The 15,787-nt window shown below is 57.5% G+C and carries 29 protein-coding genes and 1 pseudogene; 11 read left to right on the forward strand and 19 right to left on the reverse strand.

Going from position 1 to position 15,787, the window contains the following annotated elements; all coding sequences use genetic code 11:
* Window positions 1–4 precede the first annotated feature (4 nt).
* From CLM72_RS28675 to CLM72_RS04215, 18 genes are all read right to left on the reverse strand, one after another.
* Entirely contained in the window at window positions 5–625 is a 621-nt protein-coding gene (locus CLM72_RS28675; RefSeq protein WP_146120432.1) for a hypothetical protein, read from the reverse strand.
* A gap of 229 nt (window positions 626–854) precedes the next feature.
* On the reverse strand, window positions 855–1,211 hold the full coding sequence (locus CLM72_RS04135) for a four helix bundle protein (RefSeq protein WP_092235990.1): 357 nt from the start codon (window positions 1,209–1,211) through the stop codon (window positions 855–857).
* Between the two features lie 54 nt (window positions 1,212–1,265).
* Entirely contained in the window at window positions 1,266–1,886 is a 621-nt protein-coding gene (locus CLM72_RS04140) for a DUF1566 domain-containing protein (protein WP_105225706.1), read from the reverse strand.
* A gap of 79 nt (window positions 1,887–1,965) precedes the next feature.
* Window positions 1,966–2,577: a DUF1566 domain-containing protein gene (locus tag CLM72_RS04145; protein WP_105225707.1), complete on the reverse strand. Its 612-nt coding sequence runs from the start codon at window positions 2,575–2,577 to the stop codon at window positions 1,966–1,968.
* A 57-nt stretch (window positions 2,578–2,634) separates the two neighbouring features.
* Window positions 2,635–3,120 (reverse strand): hypothetical protein, encoded by a 486-nt coding sequence (locus tag CLM72_RS04150; protein ID WP_105225708.1) that lies wholly within the window; start codon window positions 3,118–3,120, stop codon window positions 2,635–2,637.
* A gap of 69 nt (window positions 3,121–3,189) precedes the next feature.
* Complete coding sequence (locus CLM72_RS04155) at window positions 3,190–3,660, reverse strand: hypothetical protein (RefSeq protein ID WP_105225709.1); 471 nt, start codon at window positions 3,658–3,660, stop codon at window positions 3,190–3,192.
* The gene (locus CLM72_RS04160; RefSeq protein WP_105225710.1) at window positions 3,657–3,899 is read right to left on the reverse strand and encodes a hypothetical protein; all 243 of its coding nucleotides are present in this window, start codon (window positions 3,897–3,899) and stop codon (window positions 3,657–3,659) included. The genes CLM72_RS04155 and CLM72_RS04160 overlap by 4 nt, the downstream gene beginning before the upstream one ends.
* Before the next feature lie 7 nt (window positions 3,900–3,906).
* Window positions 3,907–4,470 (reverse strand): siphovirus Gp157 family protein, encoded by a 564-nt coding sequence (locus tag CLM72_RS04165; protein WP_105225711.1) that lies wholly within the window; start codon window positions 4,468–4,470, stop codon window positions 3,907–3,909.
* On the reverse strand, window positions 4,467–5,204 hold the full coding sequence (locus tag CLM72_RS04170) for a hypothetical protein (protein ID WP_105225712.1): 738 nt from the start codon (window positions 5,202–5,204) through the stop codon (window positions 4,467–4,469). Before CLM72_RS04170 ends, CLM72_RS04165 begins: the two co-directional genes overlap by 4 nt.
* Window positions 5,205–5,206: 2 nt before the next feature.
* Window positions 5,207–5,611, reverse strand: a complete 405-nt coding sequence (locus CLM72_RS04175) for a hypothetical protein (RefSeq protein WP_105225713.1) — start codon at window positions 5,609–5,611, stop codon at window positions 5,207–5,209.
* 154 nt (window positions 5,612–5,765) lie between these two features.
* Window positions 5,766–6,008 carry a hypothetical protein gene (locus tag CLM72_RS04180; protein WP_105225714.1) on the reverse strand — a complete coding sequence of 81 codons (243 nt, stop codon included), beginning with the start codon at window positions 6,006–6,008 and terminating at the stop codon, window positions 5,766–5,768.
* 130 nt (window positions 6,009–6,138) lie between these two features.
* Window positions 6,139–6,399, reverse strand: a complete 261-nt coding sequence (locus CLM72_RS04185; RefSeq protein WP_105225715.1) for a hypothetical protein — start codon at window positions 6,397–6,399, stop codon at window positions 6,139–6,141.
* Complete coding sequence (locus tag CLM72_RS04190) at window positions 6,396–6,671, reverse strand: hypothetical protein (RefSeq protein ID WP_105225716.1); 276 nt, start codon at window positions 6,669–6,671, stop codon at window positions 6,396–6,398. Before CLM72_RS04190 ends, CLM72_RS04185 begins: the two co-directional genes overlap by 4 nt.
* Window positions 6,672–6,690: 19 nt before the next feature.
* Window positions 6,691–7,125: a hypothetical protein gene (locus tag CLM72_RS04195; protein WP_105225717.1), complete on the reverse strand. Its 435-nt coding sequence runs from the start codon at window positions 7,123–7,125 to the stop codon at window positions 6,691–6,693.
* Window positions 7,126–7,146: 21 nt separating this feature from the next.
* The gene (locus CLM72_RS04200) at window positions 7,147–7,401 is read right to left on the reverse strand and encodes a hypothetical protein (RefSeq protein WP_105225718.1); all 255 of its coding nucleotides are present in this window, start codon (window positions 7,399–7,401) and stop codon (window positions 7,147–7,149) included.
* A gap of 28 nt (window positions 7,402–7,429) precedes the next feature.
* Entirely contained in the window at window positions 7,430–7,732 is a 303-nt protein-coding gene (locus tag CLM72_RS04205) for a hypothetical protein (RefSeq protein ID WP_105225719.1), read from the reverse strand.
* A 506-nt stretch (window positions 7,733–8,238) separates the two neighbouring features.
* Window positions 8,239–8,454, reverse strand: a complete 216-nt coding sequence (locus CLM72_RS04210; RefSeq protein ID WP_218275508.1) for a hypothetical protein — start codon at window positions 8,452–8,454, stop codon at window positions 8,239–8,241.
* Window positions 8,455–8,518: 64 nt separating this feature from the next.
* Window positions 8,519–8,713 carry a hypothetical protein gene (locus CLM72_RS04215; protein ID WP_105229074.1) on the reverse strand — a complete coding sequence of 65 codons (195 nt, stop codon included), beginning with the start codon at window positions 8,711–8,713 and terminating at the stop codon, window positions 8,519–8,521.
* Window positions 8,714–8,960: 247 nt separating this feature from the next.
* On the opposite strand from CLM72_RS04215, the gene CLM72_RS04220 reads away from it, so the two are divergent.
* Complete coding sequence (locus tag CLM72_RS04220) at window positions 8,961–9,419, forward strand: hypothetical protein (protein WP_105225720.1); 459 nt, start codon at window positions 8,961–8,963, stop codon at window positions 9,417–9,419.
* Between the two features lie 1,025 nt (window positions 9,420–10,444).
* On the opposite strand, the gene CLM72_RS04230 is transcribed toward CLM72_RS04220, so the two are convergent.
* On the reverse strand, window positions 10,445–11,170 hold the full coding sequence (locus tag CLM72_RS04230) for a LexA family transcriptional regulator (protein ID WP_256595277.1): 726 nt from the start codon (window positions 11,168–11,170) through the stop codon (window positions 10,445–10,447).
* Between the two features lie 44 nt (window positions 11,171–11,214).
* On the opposite strand from CLM72_RS04230, the gene CLM72_RS04235 reads away from it, so the two are divergent.
* From CLM72_RS04235 to CLM72_RS04275, 10 genes and pseudogenes are all read left to right on the forward strand, one after another.
* A complete protein-coding gene (locus CLM72_RS04235; protein WP_105225722.1) occupies window positions 11,215–11,433 on the forward strand; it encodes a helix-turn-helix transcriptional regulator in 219 nt (72 codons plus the stop codon).
* A gap of 38 nt (window positions 11,434–11,471) precedes the next feature.
* Window positions 11,472–11,747 (forward strand): CII family transcriptional regulator, encoded by a 276-nt coding sequence (locus tag CLM72_RS04240; RefSeq protein WP_254989438.1) that lies wholly within the window; start codon window positions 11,472–11,474, stop codon window positions 11,745–11,747.
* Between the two features lie 2 nt (window positions 11,748–11,749).
* A pseudogene (locus CLM72_RS29155) lies at window positions 11,750–12,118 on the forward strand (phage replication protein); the annotation flags it as partial.
* A gap of 9 nt (window positions 12,119–12,127) precedes the next feature.
* Complete coding sequence (locus CLM72_RS29160) at window positions 12,128–12,337, forward strand: HNH endonuclease (RefSeq protein WP_371920469.1); 210 nt, start codon at window positions 12,128–12,130, stop codon at window positions 12,335–12,337.
* Complete coding sequence (locus tag CLM72_RS04250) at window positions 12,334–13,236, forward strand: helix-turn-helix domain-containing protein (protein WP_105225724.1); 903 nt, start codon at window positions 12,334–12,336, stop codon at window positions 13,234–13,236. Before CLM72_RS29160 ends, CLM72_RS04250 begins: the two co-directional genes overlap by 4 nt.
* Window positions 13,223–14,011: a hypothetical protein gene (locus tag CLM72_RS04255; RefSeq protein ID WP_105225725.1), complete on the forward strand. Its 789-nt coding sequence runs from the start codon at window positions 13,223–13,225 to the stop codon at window positions 14,009–14,011. The genes CLM72_RS04250 and CLM72_RS04255 overlap by 14 nt, the downstream gene beginning before the upstream one ends.
* Window positions 14,004–14,591 carry a DUF1367 family protein gene (locus tag CLM72_RS04260; RefSeq protein ID WP_073844301.1) on the forward strand — a complete coding sequence of 196 codons (588 nt, stop codon included), beginning with the start codon at window positions 14,004–14,006 and terminating at the stop codon, window positions 14,589–14,591. The genes CLM72_RS04255 and CLM72_RS04260 overlap by 8 nt, the downstream gene beginning before the upstream one ends.
* Window positions 14,588–15,199: a recombination protein NinG gene (locus CLM72_RS04265; RefSeq protein ID WP_105225726.1), complete on the forward strand. Its 612-nt coding sequence runs from the start codon at window positions 14,588–14,590 to the stop codon at window positions 15,197–15,199. Before CLM72_RS04260 ends, CLM72_RS04265 begins: the two co-directional genes overlap by 4 nt.
* Complete coding sequence (locus tag CLM72_RS04270) at window positions 15,196–15,558, forward strand: antiterminator Q family protein (RefSeq protein WP_105225727.1); 363 nt, start codon at window positions 15,196–15,198, stop codon at window positions 15,556–15,558. Before CLM72_RS04265 ends, CLM72_RS04270 begins: the two co-directional genes overlap by 4 nt.
* Window positions 15,555–15,734 carry a hypothetical protein gene (locus CLM72_RS04275; protein WP_105225728.1) on the forward strand — a complete coding sequence of 60 codons (180 nt, stop codon included), beginning with the start codon at window positions 15,555–15,557 and terminating at the stop codon, window positions 15,732–15,734. The genes CLM72_RS04270 and CLM72_RS04275 overlap by 4 nt, the downstream gene beginning before the upstream one ends.
* Window positions 15,735–15,787 lie beyond the last annotated feature (53 nt).

The following is a 15,787-nucleotide window of genomic DNA, read 5'->3' on the forward strand; positions in this document are numbered from 1 at the left end:
GGGATTATTCGGCGCGACTCTTTCGGAAAGCTCTGGCATCACCAGTCGTGCCAAGCGCCTCATCAATCGTCCAGCCCTTGCGGAGCCGGTTTTGTATGGTCTGAGACTTGATTCCAAGCTTCTCGGCCCACTCACTCAAACCAAGCGCTTCGCCGCGGAAGGTGATCAACTTATTGGTGGACTGATTGCGGGCCTGCTGAACTCTTGTTGCCCAGCGGCAGTTGCCGGGCGAATAACCTTTGTTTCCATCCTCGCGGTCCAGCGTGAATCCTTCCCCTGGGCATTCACCCATGTCCGCAAGGAAGCGCTCAAAGTCATCCCACTCTTCGCATATGCCGATTCCGGATCCACCATACTGCGGGTAGTTGCTGGCGTTCTTATTCAGGCACCTGGCACGCATTGATCGCCATCGCTTGTGCGCCAGGCTTCCGGTATGCCCGTGGGTGACGTGATTGTTTTTCTCTTTCCGGATACAGCCGCAGCTTTGCGTTGCGCCGGAGCGCATATTTCCCGCAACCCCTACGAATGCTGTACCGCATGAGCAGATGCACTGAACGGATGAAGCGCTATCCCAGCGGGTAACGGTGAGTCGCCCGAATGTTTCGCCCGGTTCAAACTTTGCCATCGGTACAGACCCTCGGTGGAAATAGTGAATATAAGCGTTGTTGGCGGAGCGCTGCGACCTATCGTGCTATCTACGTCACCGAGCCGAAGGCATAGCCGATCAGCAAGGAAACTGCGCGAGACCTGCACGGACGCTTTAGACCGTCGGTATCCCTTGTGCGCATGGCGGTGACCATTCAGGTCAGCGGCACGACCAGATTCAATTCGCACAGACCAGAAAGCCGTAACCTTCAGGTAGCGGGCGCGGTTGGGGTAGAGCGTTTCCAGGCGTTTGCTTGCTTGCCTATTGAGGCCGTTACCTCAATTGCCTGGGCGTGTTGCGGGATGCTGATGAAGCGGTTGTCTTTGAAGAGTCGCATCAGGAACTCGACCACCTGGACCTTCTCGACCAGCAGGGTCAAGTGTGGCCGCTTGTCCTGGGTGGCATTGGCACGAGCAATTAGCATCAGGACTTCGATGCATTCGTCGATCACTCGCTTGCCGAGTGACTGCTTCAGGTCGCGGGGGATGTTCCGGGTCATCGTTGTGGCCATATGCAGCAGCCCCATCGAAGCCTTGTAGATCGCAAGTTCCGTATGCATTGCCATGTGGCTCGCTCTCCAAGAGCAACCGGCCGCAAGCGGCCGGATTAAATAAGCGAATTAATCAATAAGCTCGCTGCGGACGGGGCGGACACGGAGCTCGTAGCACTTGGCGCTGTTGAACTGACTGCCATCACCGAAGACCATGAAGAATGCGGTGTAGGCTGAGCGCTGCGAGGATGACCAGTACCAGGTGTCTCGGAACGCTTCAGGACCGTCTTCCTGGAATGCGGCGTGGATTGTCTGCACCGGGTCTTCTTCGCTGTACAGCAGGCCTACAGGCTCGCTGTTTGGGTTGTCGCCATTGCGCGAGTTCGCCCAGTTCTCTTCGGTGTTCGGCTTGAAGTGGCGGTACTGCAGCTCCTGCACATCGCGCGCCGGGATCGCCCAGTCGTTGTAACCGCCAATGCTCAGGGCAAGCACCTTCGCTGCCAGCTCGCTGCTCGCCGCCGCCATGTCCTGGGTGTTGGCCAGGCTGTCGGTGAAGCTGTCGGCGCCCTCGATCTTTTCACCGTACTCGCCCCACTTGCCGACCAGCTCATGCGCTGCGCCGGAGCTGATGTGCAGGGAGCGCTTGCCGGTGGTTGGGTCGCGGGTAATGCCGGTGACGAAGCCGCCGCCGTAGGCCTGGCCGATTGCCGGTGTGGTTACTGCTGGTGCTGCTTTCTCAACTGCGGACATGGTGCTTCCTCTTTTCGAAGGCAACAAAAAAGGCGCTGTGCGCCCTGGTGTGCCGGATCAAGAACGAATGGATGAAGGATTAAATAAAGAATCTGCGGACGGGGCGGACACGGAGCTCGAAGCTCTTGGCGCTGCTGAACTGATAGCCATCAACGAAGTACATGAAGAATGCGCTGTAGGCTGAGCGCTGCGAACTCGACCAGTAGTAGCAGTCCTGGGCGAACACCTCGGGGCAGTTCACCCAGCAGTGGTACAGCTCGGCGGCGGCCGGCAGGTAGAAGTCGTGATGACCATCGGCCTGGTATTCGGCGCATGCGTTGGCGGCTGGATACTGACGCTCTTCATCGTTGCCGATCAGCACCTGGGTGTTGGTGAGGCCATCAGTCTTGCTGAGGCCCTTCACCTCGACCCCACGGGCGCCCCACTCAAGGCTGCCAACGTCCTTTTCAGCGATGATCAGGTAGTGCGCTGGTACGTCGTCGCGGGCATGAACGAAGCCGCCATTCAGGCCGCCTTGGCCTGGCCATGGTTGGCCGATTTCAGGGGCGGCGGTGTGCACTGCCGGTTGAACGTTCGCCGCCGGTGGCAGTGCTTGTGAAAGCATGCTTGCAGCAATCAGCTGAATCATACGATCTGCCGGGCCTTTGAGCTTGAGGCCGTCAGCCTCAATGGAAATGTTCTTGGCTTTCATGGGTGTTCCTTAATCAGGCGCCGCCCTCCGGTTACCGGATGCAGCGAGTAGGGTGGGTTATTCGTCGCCGTCGTCTTCGGCGCTCATCTGTAGCGATTCGGCAAAGCCTGCTTGCCGTAATTTGCGCGCCACGTTTTCAGATATGGTTAAACCGTGGCGCTTAATTTCGAGCATTCGGGAAGATGCTTCACGGCCCAGCGAGTGTGCGTGAGCGATCAAACGGTAGATGGTCGTGCGGTCCTTGCTCTCGCCCAGTTCGGCGGTGAGCGCTGCCAGCCGGTCACGCATGCCCTGGCGGAAGTAGTGGCGGATGATGTCGGACGGCCCTTTGACTTTCGGCGGTGCCGGCGGCAGATCCTCGGCCCGACCATTCAGCACAAGCAGTTGCACTGCCTCGCTGACCTCTTCGACCTCATGCCAAAGCATCAACTCGTCGAGCATCTTCCGGGCGCCGTATGGCACCGTGTGCCGCAATTCCTGCTCGCCCAGTTCCTGCCGCTTTTCGGCAAGCTTGGCCGTGCGTTCCTTCTGTTCGGCTGCCATGGCCTACCTCTTCTATTCCGCTGGCCGGCAGTGCGAGCCAGGTTTGACGTTTGCGTTGCTGGGTGCGGGCTATGCGGCGCATGAATCGACCTTCACCTGGTGCCAGGCGCCGACCGCTTCGAAGATCCGCGCGGCGTGCGCCTCGTCCAGCGATATCGCTTCAGGGATGGCGATCCAGCCCGAAGCCACCATCTGGCTTTGATTGGCCTCGTCGCGCAGCTTCTTGTAGCAATGCTCGATTACGTCCTCGAGGTGGTCGGAGAGATAGACGCCGTCGGGTGCCACCTCAACCGACTTGCTGTACCGGTCGCCGCGGGCGTCGATGCAGAGGGCGCTGAGGTAGATCGTCCAGCGGTGGGGGATACCGCACACAGCCTGGCCAATCTTCCCAGGTGCGATGTTCTTGAGCGACTTGTAATTGATCATGCCCTGGCGGCCGCTGGGGTCGATGTTCACCACTGCGACGTGGTTGGCGGCCAGCAGCGACCGGCAGGATCGGTCAATGCGCGCTTTGAGGTTGTGCGCCTTGCGTTTGCTCATAATGCCTCCGCAAGTTTGCGCAGCGCCTGACGCTCGGCCCGGGAAATGGGCGGCTTGCGGCGCTTGAGGATGGTTTCGGGATCGATCTTGTTGGAGCGGGGCGGTGGCAGCGGTTTGCGTGGCGGGCTTGGCAACTGCGCGACTGTCCCGCCAGCGGCCAAGAACTCCGCCGTGCGCTCCGATATCGAGTATGCGTCCTGGCGGTGCTGCTCGAACAGGCTGAGGTGGTTGCTGATCATGATGCCCTCACTTGATCCGTATCGAGCTATCACCGCGCTCAAGGTGCGCCCATTTGGGCTCTTCGAGCAGTTCGTGTTCGGCGTCCTCACCGGCATCCATTCGCTTGCGCACCGCCTCGTTGTGATCGCGGATTTCCTTGAACTTGGCGGCGATGGCCTTTTTGTCTGGCGTGATGCTTGATTTCACAGAGGTCAATTCGTCCGGAACTGCGTCTTCGTTATCAACGACCACCCGTTCACTTCCCATCGCCAGGGTGATGGTGAAGAGCGGGCGCTTGATCGACTTGATGTTGGCTGCTTCCATGTTGCGGCGCAGGTAGTCGCTGATCTGCGACACGCTGTTGGACTTGATTCGCTTGAGCTCGGCCAAGCGCTCGATTTCGTTTTCGATGGCTGTCACGTCGCTTTCGATATTGCGGCGCAACATGACGATGTTGTCGGCCTTGTCATTGAAGTCGCCTTGTACTTCGTCCATGGCATGCTGAAGAGCCTCTTTCAGGCCATCATCATCGGTGTCGGCCATGGCCTGTAGTTCGGCAAGCTTGCCGGTCAGTGCGTAGAGTTGAGTCATGCTGCGGCCTCCTTGGGAGAATTAAGCTGTGCCTTACGATCTTCGTAGGCCTTGGTGATGCGCTTGATAAACGCGGTTTCGTTTCGGCGATTCGCTTCGCGGATGTACTGCACATTGAGCAGGTTTAGCTCATGCTGTTTGACGGCCTTGCCAATTGTCTCGATAGCCGACTCTAGCCAGGCAAGACGCTCTTCCTTCTGACGCTTGATTTCAGCGTCTTTGTCGTCCGCACTCGAAAGCGCTTCTTCTTCCTTGAGTTGCTTGATGTAATCGGCGTCATCGTGCAGCCCAAGGAATACGTCAGCGCTGAAGCCGAGCATCGACAAGGCCTTCTTGATTGCGTCAGTGAGTGACTTTTTCGGAGCCTCTCCATCGGTGGTCATGCCGTAGCTGGTCTTGTACTGGTACCGTGTGCAGCCGTATTGCTCGATCTCGCCTCGCTGGCCGTCCTGAGTGAACCACAGAGCAATCTTCAGCGTGTGGCCGATCTCGCGACCGATGCAGGAGCGCTTATCGCCTTCGCCAATGTAGATTTCGTGGCCTTCATCGAAGCGCTCCTCGATTATCTTCCAGCCCCAGCCGATGCCGACCGGGCCGAACAGTTCGGTAGCCTTCATTACCATCGCAGTGCCGCTCAGGCTGGTGATGTCCTGGCCGTTGACTTTGGCTTTTTTGGTGAATCGAGTGTCGGTCTTATCGACGCTATTCCAGATCTGCATGTTTTTATCGGACATGATCAATCCTCCAGGTGAGCGTAAAGCTCGTCGGCGTCAGCAAACACCCGGTACGCGTCCTGCTCGGTTGCGTATTCTGAGAAGTGTTCGTCGTATGCGTGGTTGTAGTCGGCGCCAACTTGGTAGCAGGTGATTTCACCCTTATCGTTGCGGTGAATTCGCAGAAAGCTAGGGCCTTTGTGTAATGGAAGGCACGCCGCAGCGTCTTGAAACATGCTGTCCCCGTCGAATTTCTCGAACAGGCGATGCTCTGGATAGATGTAGGCATACACCGCCCAGCGGTTGACGCCCTCATACGGGGCCATCGTCGATGGCGTAACTGTGTGGCGTGAGATCTCGACGGTGAATTTGTTGTTTCGGCGGGACCACAAGTCTTTCTTGCTCCATGCACTGTTTTTATCGGACATGACTATCTCTCCGCGCCACCGGAGAGGGGCGCCGTAAGTGTTTAGGAAGTAATTCGATCAGCGAGCGCGCCGAGCAACATCACGAAAGTAAAGAATGCGAGTGCTATGGCAGACCCGCGCCAGGAGCAGTAGCGCTCGGCTCTTTGGTAACTAGTCATAGCGCGTCACCTGGGTTTTCCAGAAGCGCAAGGTTGTCTTCTTTGAGTCGGGCGACTTCGTCGCGTAGCGCCTCGTTCTCGGCGATCAGGGCAAGTACCGTGCGAGGATCTGCCTCAGCAACGAACCCGCTGTCGCCAAGATCCATATGGCGCAACGAAAATGAATCTGTCGCGTACCAGATCGCGCAGTTATCGCGCGCAACCTCTGCTTGTGTTTTTAATGCGCTGTAATCGCTCATAAACTCACCTTGCAAGTCCAGCGGCCCGCACACTTGCAAGGCTGCTCGATCCATTTCACGTCTACCAGAAACAAGAAACCCTGATTTCTCAGGGCCTCGGCGATACCTTTGAATGATCCGGCGATGATGGTCATGATGCGCGCTCGTAGTGGAGTTCGTAGGCCGCAAGCCGCTGGGCAGCGCAGTGCTGTTGGAGTTCGCGGCGTCTGGTCGATACGGCATTGACCAGGAGCTGCATCAGCTCAACCGATTCCTCAGTGCTGATATGGCCCTGGGCGACGTTCGCCTGGATCATGCCTTCGCAAAAATCTTCGTCCGGGCACACCGACTTGCACACTTGGGTGATCTGGTGCTGGATCATTTCAATAGCGCGACTGTGATAGCTTTTCATGCTGCCCACCTCTGGTTACGGCGCGCACGGGCGTCAATCTCGTGCCACAGCGCCTTCTCGATCATTGGCACGTATTCCTTGCTCTCGGCAATCACCGCAAGCTCCAGTTGGCACACGTCCATGGGAATGCCGTCGGCGTCGTACATGGTCCCGGACAGCACGTTGAACGTCAGTTCCCGGCTGCCATTCCGGTACTCGGTTGGTAGAGCTTCCTCAAGCCACGTCACCTCCACCTGGAGGACGTACCCTTCAACTATTACTTCGTAAGTCATGGTCGCCTCCAGGGTGGCGTTAGTCGGTATACGCGATGTATTTGAAGTGGCCGGTGTCTTTGTTGAAGTGCTCAAACCTGCCGCCGAACGTTCCGCGCACCTTTTCCTCGACTTCCTTGACCTCGGTGCCAATAGGGAAAACCCCCTCCTTAATCATCGAGCTGCTGGTGTAAAGCTTGTCCACCCAGTCGATCTTGGTGGGGTCTAGCACGCGAGGCTTTGTTTGGATGTATGGCACCGGGCCGCCCATGCTGATGGACGAGATATCACGAACGCACAGCGGGTCATCAGCGGCGCGCCACGCACAGTCATGACAGTGCATGTCGGCGCTCTCATGGCGCCAGCACGGTGCAGATATGTGGCAGCTACAATCCTTGACTGGCTCCAGCTCGATCACACCTTGGCAGCCATCACGGGCGCACACGTCGCCCTCGGAATATCCGAAATCGCTCATGGCGACCTCCAGTGTTTGGGGTTAGGCGGTACGGGCGGCGAGCATGGCGTCGGCCAGCGCGTAAGAGGTGCGAGCAATCTTCTGCGCCACCGACTCTTCACCGTTGGGGTAGATGTATTCAGGGATGATGAATCCTGTGTCAGCGCTGGTAGTGGTCGCCTGAGCCGCTGCGAAGCCTGCTGCGAAGTAATCTCGCAGTGTCATGCCACACTCTGGCGCCCATTGCCCAAAGCCGGACTGCGGGAACGCAGCGCCGCCTGTTTCTTCTCGTTCCATGACTCTCTCCATTCGTTGGTTCACCCGGTTAGGCGGTTGCTTTGGCAATTACTGCTTCTGCATGAGCCAGGGCGGCGTGGTACTTACTGAGGTGAGCTGCACCGAGCTTGGCCAGGCCGACCAAGTTGGTCAGGCTTTCCAGCAGATCACGTGCAGCGGCCATTGCCTTTGCGGTGGCAAGCGCTTCTGCGTGGGTTATCTCGCAATCAGCAATCACCGGGTGCGCGTCTCGCTGAACCACAATCGCAATGCCCTGGTAGGCTTGGATGCGGTCCGTATCAATGATGCGGAAGCCGCCTGTTACAGCGACCTCATCAACCTGAAGCGCCATATCGTTTCCTCTGTGGTTCACCTGTATTCGCTCAACACTCATTCCTCCCGCTGGTTGCCGATGGGCGCGGGGGAGGAGTGCTGACGTAATAGAGGTGCGGAAGGGTAGGTGCCGGTCTTTCCCGGCTGTCACGGCGCTTGTGCCAGATCAAGGTAGCTCGCCAATACCAGGTCGGCGCTGACCCTGCGCAATGCGGGTTGAGCTATTCGCCGGTGATGCAGGTGGGCGGTTATAGGCCGCAGTTTCGTCCGCATCGGGGTGTGATCGGAACACCAGGGCGCTACCCCTGCTTGGTTCCCGCCGCGTTTATAGTGTTGGCCGTCTCGCTCATACCGGCTCAGGACATTCACGGGTCTTTGCGATCCTAGCGCTGCAGCCCACTTGGGCACGCTCCGATCACACCCCGATGCAGCCTGGTGCTGGGGAGTACCAGGGCCTCGGGCAGTTAACGACAGGCTGTCGTGGCTCAGGTCCATGCATTCCGTTTCAAGCGCTGCCAATGGCAGCTACGCGGACTGCAGCGGGGCCTGATCTTCTTTAAGCATCAGCCCGCGCTCAATGCAGAACTGGATTTCTGCGTCGTATCCGGCACGATTCAAAACCAGCTGACCGCTCTGGTCGTAGATCGCTCTGTGGTGGCCTGCGCCGCCCTTACGTGGCGTTCGCTCAACCGTATAGCCGTGGCGCTGGTAGCAGCCGTTGGGGCTGTTTAGGTTTGGCATGGTCTTGCCCTCGGTGATTTTCCCAATGCCCACCGCTCTGGATGGGCATCAGCGAAAAGGTCCGTCATGCAGTCTCCAGCTCACAGCATTCCGCGTAATGCGCCATCGCAATTGGCATGTGATAGCTATCCAGCGGCCACTTGCTGACTTTGCACCCCTGACCAGCAGGGCAATAAAAAACGAACAGCTCGCCCGCGTCCTTATCCATCTCCATGCTTACCCGTACACCACCGGTGAACTCGTCTTTGATGATGATCATTTCGTCTACTCCGTTGATTTTCCGGATGACCCTGTCGCCAAGGCCATCGAGGAAATCTGTTGTCTCCACCACGCAACACTTCCGAGTCGTCTCTCACCGGCGTCGCACATTTCGTGTTCGATGCTGTTCCGGTTTGGAAGCGTGGTTTCGCGTACTCACATGAGGGAGTACGGCAGCTACCAGAGGCTGCATGGCGCTAACCAGTGGCTGCTGATAATCTCCCGGAGATCAATAAGAGGTTCATGCCATGGAATTGGAAGATCCTACGAATCCAAAGCCAAGCTCAGAAGAGGACTCCCTTACGGCTGAGCTGAGGCGCGAGTTTGCGCTGCTCAACAAGATTTTTGAGTTGCGCAAAATTGGTCGCGATACCAGTAAAAAGAAACTGAACCGGAAAGCAGCCAAGGCCGCAATTAAGCAGGCGAAGGAATCAAATAAGAAAAACCACTCTCTGAAAGCGCCAAAAATTCCCAAGCCTGCTCCTTCGCCCAAAAAGAAGGTCAAGGAGTGGCTTAAGAAGATCTGTTGGCGTTGCAATACGACGTTCTTCGTGCTTTCCACGTGGGACAATCCGCCAAGCTTGTGCGCGGCATGCGCCAAAGATCTTGATGAAACCTACGTGCCTTCCAGCGATGACCGCTCAACCCCTTTCACAAAAGTTCACTTCGTGAGCGGTGGAGCTCCAGGGCTGGGAAAGCGTCGGTAATCGTATAGCCATGCTTTCCACAAGGTTCTCGTCGGAACCTTCTGGAGAGCATCCGGCCCACGCTAGGCGGGCCGGTATTCTCTTTCTCGGGGGATTCAAATCCCGACAGCTGACCGCGATGTAGTCCATGCAATGGCATCCCATCCGTCAGCACTCTTTGATCTAGGGCCATCTACGCTGCTGGCCACGGGGTGAGGCATCCCCTGTACCGAACTTGAGGTGTTCGGCTCGCTACCTTGAATCTGGGCCGGTGGTTATCCGGCAGGGGTGGGGCTAAAGAGCGGTGGCTTTCGCCGTGTTGAGTGTTCATGGCGTGTTACCTGTGATTAATAATCACGTATCGTGTTTATCCTGTCAAACACAAAACGTGATTTATTTTTCTGAAGGCGAAAAAAAACCGCACAGGGCGGTTTGATTTTTGGTTGCCGCCCAGCATCAGGCCGGGCAAATCTCTATATCACTTTACGAACCACCCACCGACGGCGCAGGCCGTCCCCACAAAACCTGTTATGGGCTGAGTGAGCACTAACATCGCCAGGCCCCTTCCAGACTCCTGGGCTGACTTTACAAATCCGCCAATAATGAACGAGATGCCAATGAAAATGGCTGGAGTCCACCAGCCAAATACATATGCAGATCGCCAAATAATAGAGACAAATGCAGGAACTGCAATCACTCCAAAGAAAATCCCAACAGCTCCGGAGTGACCAATTTTCTGAGATGTGCCAAGCACAATTAGGCAAAATAACCCGATAACAATCACTGACTCAATCAATGCTGATTACCTCTGGAACGAGTTAGGCGATCAAGAAACCAGTCCTTCACGGTAGACAGGCCAAAGACCGCGAAAAACGAAGCTATGTACAAGATAAAATAAGCAAAATCTGCCCACCCACCTCGCTTTGTACTCAGCCATCCATCGAGCCAGTACACCGCCAGGCCAAATGCAGCGAATACCAATAAGGCGAGTGTCCAAGCGTGTTTCTCATGCGCCTTGTAGGCTTCCGAGTCGTTATTCAGACGCATCACATCTCGCCGCCGCGCCAAATCACGCGCCCGATAATTGGTAATTCATGAAGTGCATCAGGCGATACCTGTTCGTCTGGGTATTTCGATTTGTCGGCATTGTCGCTTCTGATGAGCCAGCCACCGGCAACCTTTTGAATAAGGCGCTTGATGCTTACGCCTCCATCTGGGCGCAGCACAACATAGGATTGTCGATCATGGGGCTCAGTCCTTGAGCTATCAAGCAACACTACATCGCCGTCGAAGATATACGGCTCCATGCTGTCACCTTCGGCATAAATGATCCTGAGGTTCTCCGGCTTCGCCTTCATCCTGGCCAGCCAATCGCGCTTGAATACCAGCCCCTCGCTGACTTCGACATGGTCATTCAGATAGCCATCGCCACAGGAGCCGCGGGCTTTGAACTGGGGAATCAATGCGTATTCCTTTTCGCTAGGTGAACCGTTCTTTTGTGGAACCTCATCGTCTGCCAGCAAATCGCTGCGATTCACCTTTAGCACCTCGGCAATCTTCTTGATGTCGTCAAGATTCGGTTCGCGGGCGTCCTTCTCATAGTTTCCAACGCGGGATTGAGATTTCCAGCCGCAGGCGAGCGCCAGCTCTCTCTGCGAAAGGCCTTTGATGTTCCTGTAATGCTTGATTCTTGAGCCGAGTGTGTTCATGGCAGTGATTTTAATCACGCTGCGTAATGGCGTGTTCTCACTTATCGTGTTTGTATTAATCACGTTATGTGTTTATCCTGAGCATAGATCCACAGGAGCCTATGCCCATGAATCGTATCCGTGAAATCAGGGAAGCCGCTGGAATTCGCCAGTCGGACCTGTACCGCAAGCTGAAATGGGGGCAGTCACGCATCGCTAACTACGAGAGCGGCGAACGAACCCCATCCCTTTCTGATGCTCGTTTGATCGTTTCTGCATTGAACGATCTGGGCGCCTCATGTGACTTGGCTCAGGCGTTTCCTGAGCCAGATCAGTCGGCGGCCTGACTATGTCCACGAGCCCATTAAGCCAAGAGCCCGATGAAATGGCCCGGGAGACGGAAACGCTGATCTTGCAGCGAGTTGCGTCATGCGGTCAGAAACAGCTCGCACTTGCGGTCGGTTCCAGTGAGACGACTGTTTCCCGCTGGAATGACGGTGAGTACGAGAAGTGGGCCAAGGCCCTTTCGTTCCTAGGCCTGCGCGTCGTTCCACAGACTGCCGTGGTGGTCACCAGCGAATACCTGTCTTCCGTCGAGACCTTGGCGCGAATAGGGCTCAAGGCAGAACGCAAGCGGCCTGGCCCGCTCGGGTGGGACTGACCATGCAGTACACCGTGACGATCAATCAGGCTAAGGCGCTGGAGTGGGGGTTGAACGCTCAACAGGCGCTGCTGTTCGCGTTTGTCTACGAGTGCCCGAGCTGGGCCAACAAGGTCAAGACTGACGGCGGGGATTTCTTCGCCCTGAGCAAAGCCAAGATCGTCGAGGAATTGCCGCTACTGACCGACAAGCCAGATACGGCCTATCGCCTTTTGATTGCTTTGCGTGATGCGGGCCTGATCGATTTGTGCGCTTTGGGCTTCCGGCTCACCGAGAAGGGACGCGAGTGGAACCCGAATCGAGCCGGATGCAGCACGCCTTATCAGCCACCAGTGGTCCGCCCTCGGCGTCGCACGAAGAAGAAACCAATTCCAGCCAGTTTGCGAGCCAGAGTATTTGCCCGTGATGGAGGCGTTTGCCTGCGTTGCGGATGTTCGGCCCCTGCACGCCTGAGGGCTGATCACGTAATACCCGAGAGCAAGGGCGGTGTGGCATCCATGGCAAATCTTCAAACGCTTTGCATGTCCTGCAATAGCTGGAAGGGCGTTCAGACAATAGATTTCCGCGTTATCGCCGGAGGTGCTGCATGAGCATGGGACTTATGGTCGCCGCGATGAAGCTCCGAGTTGGCAATCCGCTGCGCAAGCTCGTGCTGCTCAAGCTCGCTGATAATGCCAGCGATATTGGGGAATGCTGGCCCTCCTACCAGCACATTGCTGATCAGTGTGAAATCAGCAAGCGCTCTGTCATGAATCACATAGCAGCTCTGTGCGACTCCGGGCTTCTCCGTAAAGAAACACGAAAGGGTGGCCCAAAGGGAAACTCGTCGAACGTTTATTTTTTAACGCTTGATGGTGGTGCAGCAGATGCACCAGGGGTAGTGCAGGAGATTCACCAGGGTGGTGCAGGAGATTCACCCCCTAGTGCAGCAGCTGCACTAGGGGGTAGTGCAGGAGTTGCACCCAGAATCAGTAACTCTTTTGAACCAGTCATTGAACCAGTCATTGAACCAATTGCGCCCCAGGCTCTCGCCCAGGCCGCGACCGGTCAAGTCGTGGTGCTCGCCAGCCAGCGGCCACGGCTCGAGATTCCCGCCGACATGCCAGGCCCGAAAGACCAGACCTGCAAAACCTTCAAGGCCTGGGCGAACTACGCCATGGCTTACCGCAAGCGTTACCAGTGCTGGCCGGTGTGGAACGCAGCCGCCGGCGGAATGCTCGGCAAGCTGGTTGACCGCCTGGGCGTCGACGTTGCCCACAGCGTGGCCGCGTACTACCTGACGATCAACGACTCCCGCATCGTCAACGACTGCCACAGCCTGAACAACCTGATCGCCAAGGCCGAGGCGTACCACACCCAGTGGGCCACCGGCCGCCAGATGAATTCCCGTACCGCCCGTCAAATCGAAGACACCCAAGCCAACATGAACGCCGCGCAGGAAGCTGCCCGGCTGATTCTCGATGGGGAGAAACGCAATGCTTTCCTCTGAAGCACTCGCCGAGCTTGCCGCCGGCATCTGTGCCACCGCCGAAACTTTGGGCCAGACCATCAGCGCAACCGCAGCCCGGCTGATGGCCGAAGACTTGGCCGCTTTCCCGCCCCAGGACATCCGCAAGGCCCTGCAATCCTGCCGCCGTGAACTGACCGGCAAGTTCACGCTGGGCGCCGTGATGCAGCGTATTCAGGCCGAAGACGGACGCCCAGGCAAGGACGAAGCGTGGTCTATCGCTGTCATGGCCAACGACGAATTCGAAACCGTGGTGATGACCGATGAAATCCAGTTGGCCCTGACCGCCGCCCGGCCTGTTTTGGAGTCTGGCGACAAGATCGGCGCCCGGATGACGTTCATCAACGCCTACGAGCGGTTCGTTCTCCACGCCCGTGAGGCCGCCAAGCCAGTCAACTGGCACGTTTCCATTGGCTACGACGCCAACCGCCGCGCAATCGCCATCGAGAAGGCGGTGCAGATGCAGCGCATCCCCCACGAACACGGCCAGAAGTACCTGGCAGACCTGCGCATTCCCCCCGTCACCGAAGACGGTCGCGCCCTGGCTGGGCTGATCACTGGCACCGTTACACGGCCATCGCCGGACGTTAGCGAAAGGCTCCAGGGCGTAAAGAAATCGATGCTGGCAATGCGCAAGGCCAATGCAGACCGCAAACAGAAAATCCGCGACGAGGCCGAGCAGCAGTTTGCTGAACGCCGAGCCGAGCTGATGCGCCAGGTTGAACAACTGCAATCACAGGGAGCGACACATGGCTGAGCTTGCATTGATCCGTACCGCCCAGGGCCTGGTGCCGGCCACCGAGGCCGACCGTGAAGTAACCCAAAAGTGGAAGCTTGGCCAGGTAGTCCACGGCAAATTTACCCGTATGCGCAATGCCAAGTTCCACGGCAAGTTCTTCTCGATGCTGGATCTGGCGTGGGAATACTGGGAACCGGTGGGTGGCCTGGTGCCACGCCAGGAAATGCGCGGCATTCTTGGGCTGGCCAAGTTCTTTGAGGCCGCCAGCGGAAAGCCGGGCCAGCTATCGGACGCCGTTGCTGCGTACATCGCCCAGTTGGAAGCCGAGCGCGCCGAGCGATTCCCGGCCGTGGACAAGTCCCGCGAGGCTTTCCGTGAGTGGGTGACGATTGAGGCCGGTCACTTCCACCTGGTGCGCACTCCCGATGGCGTGCGCAAGGAAGCCAAGTCGATCAGTTGGGCATCCATGGACGATACGGCCTTCGAACCACTTTACCGCGACGTGTTCAACGCCTGCTGGCGCCTGGTCCTGTCCGCCCACTTTGAATCAGAAGCGGCGGCATTGAGCGCTGCCGACCAGATCGGGAGCTACGCATGAAGCGCACGCCACTCCAACGCAAAACCCCGCTAACGTCCGGCGGCCCCCGCCGCAAGCGCTGCCCGTGCTGTCGGGTGATGTTCGTGCGCACCCGCGACACGCAAGCCGTGTGTGGGGAGATTGAGTGCGCCATTGCTCACAGCAAGACTGAAAAGGGGCAGGCAACCGCTCGAAAGGCTCTTGCCGAGTTAGGCCGCAAGGAGCTGCGAGCATCCAAGGAGCGCATTAAACCGAAAGGGCAGTACATGCGTGAGGCCCAGGCCGCGTTTAACGCCTGGGTGCGCGCCAGGGACGCCAGCCAGCCATGCATCAGTTGTGGTCGCCACCATGACGGCAAGTACGACGCCGGACATTACCGCACGGTGGGCAGCAATCCCGCGCTCCGGTTCGAACCACTCAATTGCCACAAGCAGTGCGTCCCGTGCAATCAGCACAAGTCGGGCGACATCGTGAATTACCGCATCAGCCTGGTGCTGCGTATCGGCCAGGACAAAGTTGACTGGCTGGAAGGCCCACACGAACCACAGCGCTACACCATCGACGATTTGAAGGCCATACGGGCCGATTACAAAGCCCGATTGAAACAGCTCAAAGGGGACGCAGCATGAACTATGACGCCGAAGAGCTTCTAACCCAGTGGGGCCGGTGGGTGTGGCAGGGTGCCGGCGTCCCTGGCTATGGTATTTCCCCGCTCTACGCCTTGATGCGCGACAACGTAGAGCAAATCACCAAGAATCTGCCGGCCGCGATAAGCGATGATGAGGCGCTGATGATTGATGGGGCGGTTGCAACGCTGTGGAAGCGCTACCCGTCCACCGCAGATTGCATGAGGCTTTACTACTGCACTGGGATGACGATGCAAGGCGTAGGAAATATGCTCGACCTGACTCGTTTGAAAGTGCGCGAAATGATCATCGCGGGGAATAACTACGTCCAGGCGTGTTTGGATATGAGGATGGCGGCATGAATCTTGCCAACAGGGTTAAAGTTTCGGGCGTGTGGTGGAAGCTTTTCTCAATCGAATTTCAAACGCCCGACGGGAAGTTTTCCACCTACATTTACGCGCTCGATGCGGAGCACGCCAGTTATCGCTTGGAAGAGCTGAAGTTGACCGCGGTGGTGTTCGGAGAGGTTGCCGATTGACGTTTATTCTTGACGTGTTAACACGATAGTGGCACATTAGCGCCAGATTGCGG

It is taken from the genome of Pseudomonas sp. MYb193 (assembly GCF_002966775.1).
Taxonomy (GTDB): domain Bacteria; phylum Pseudomonadota; class Gammaproteobacteria; order Pseudomonadales; family Pseudomonadaceae; genus Aquipseudomonas; species Aquipseudomonas paracarnis.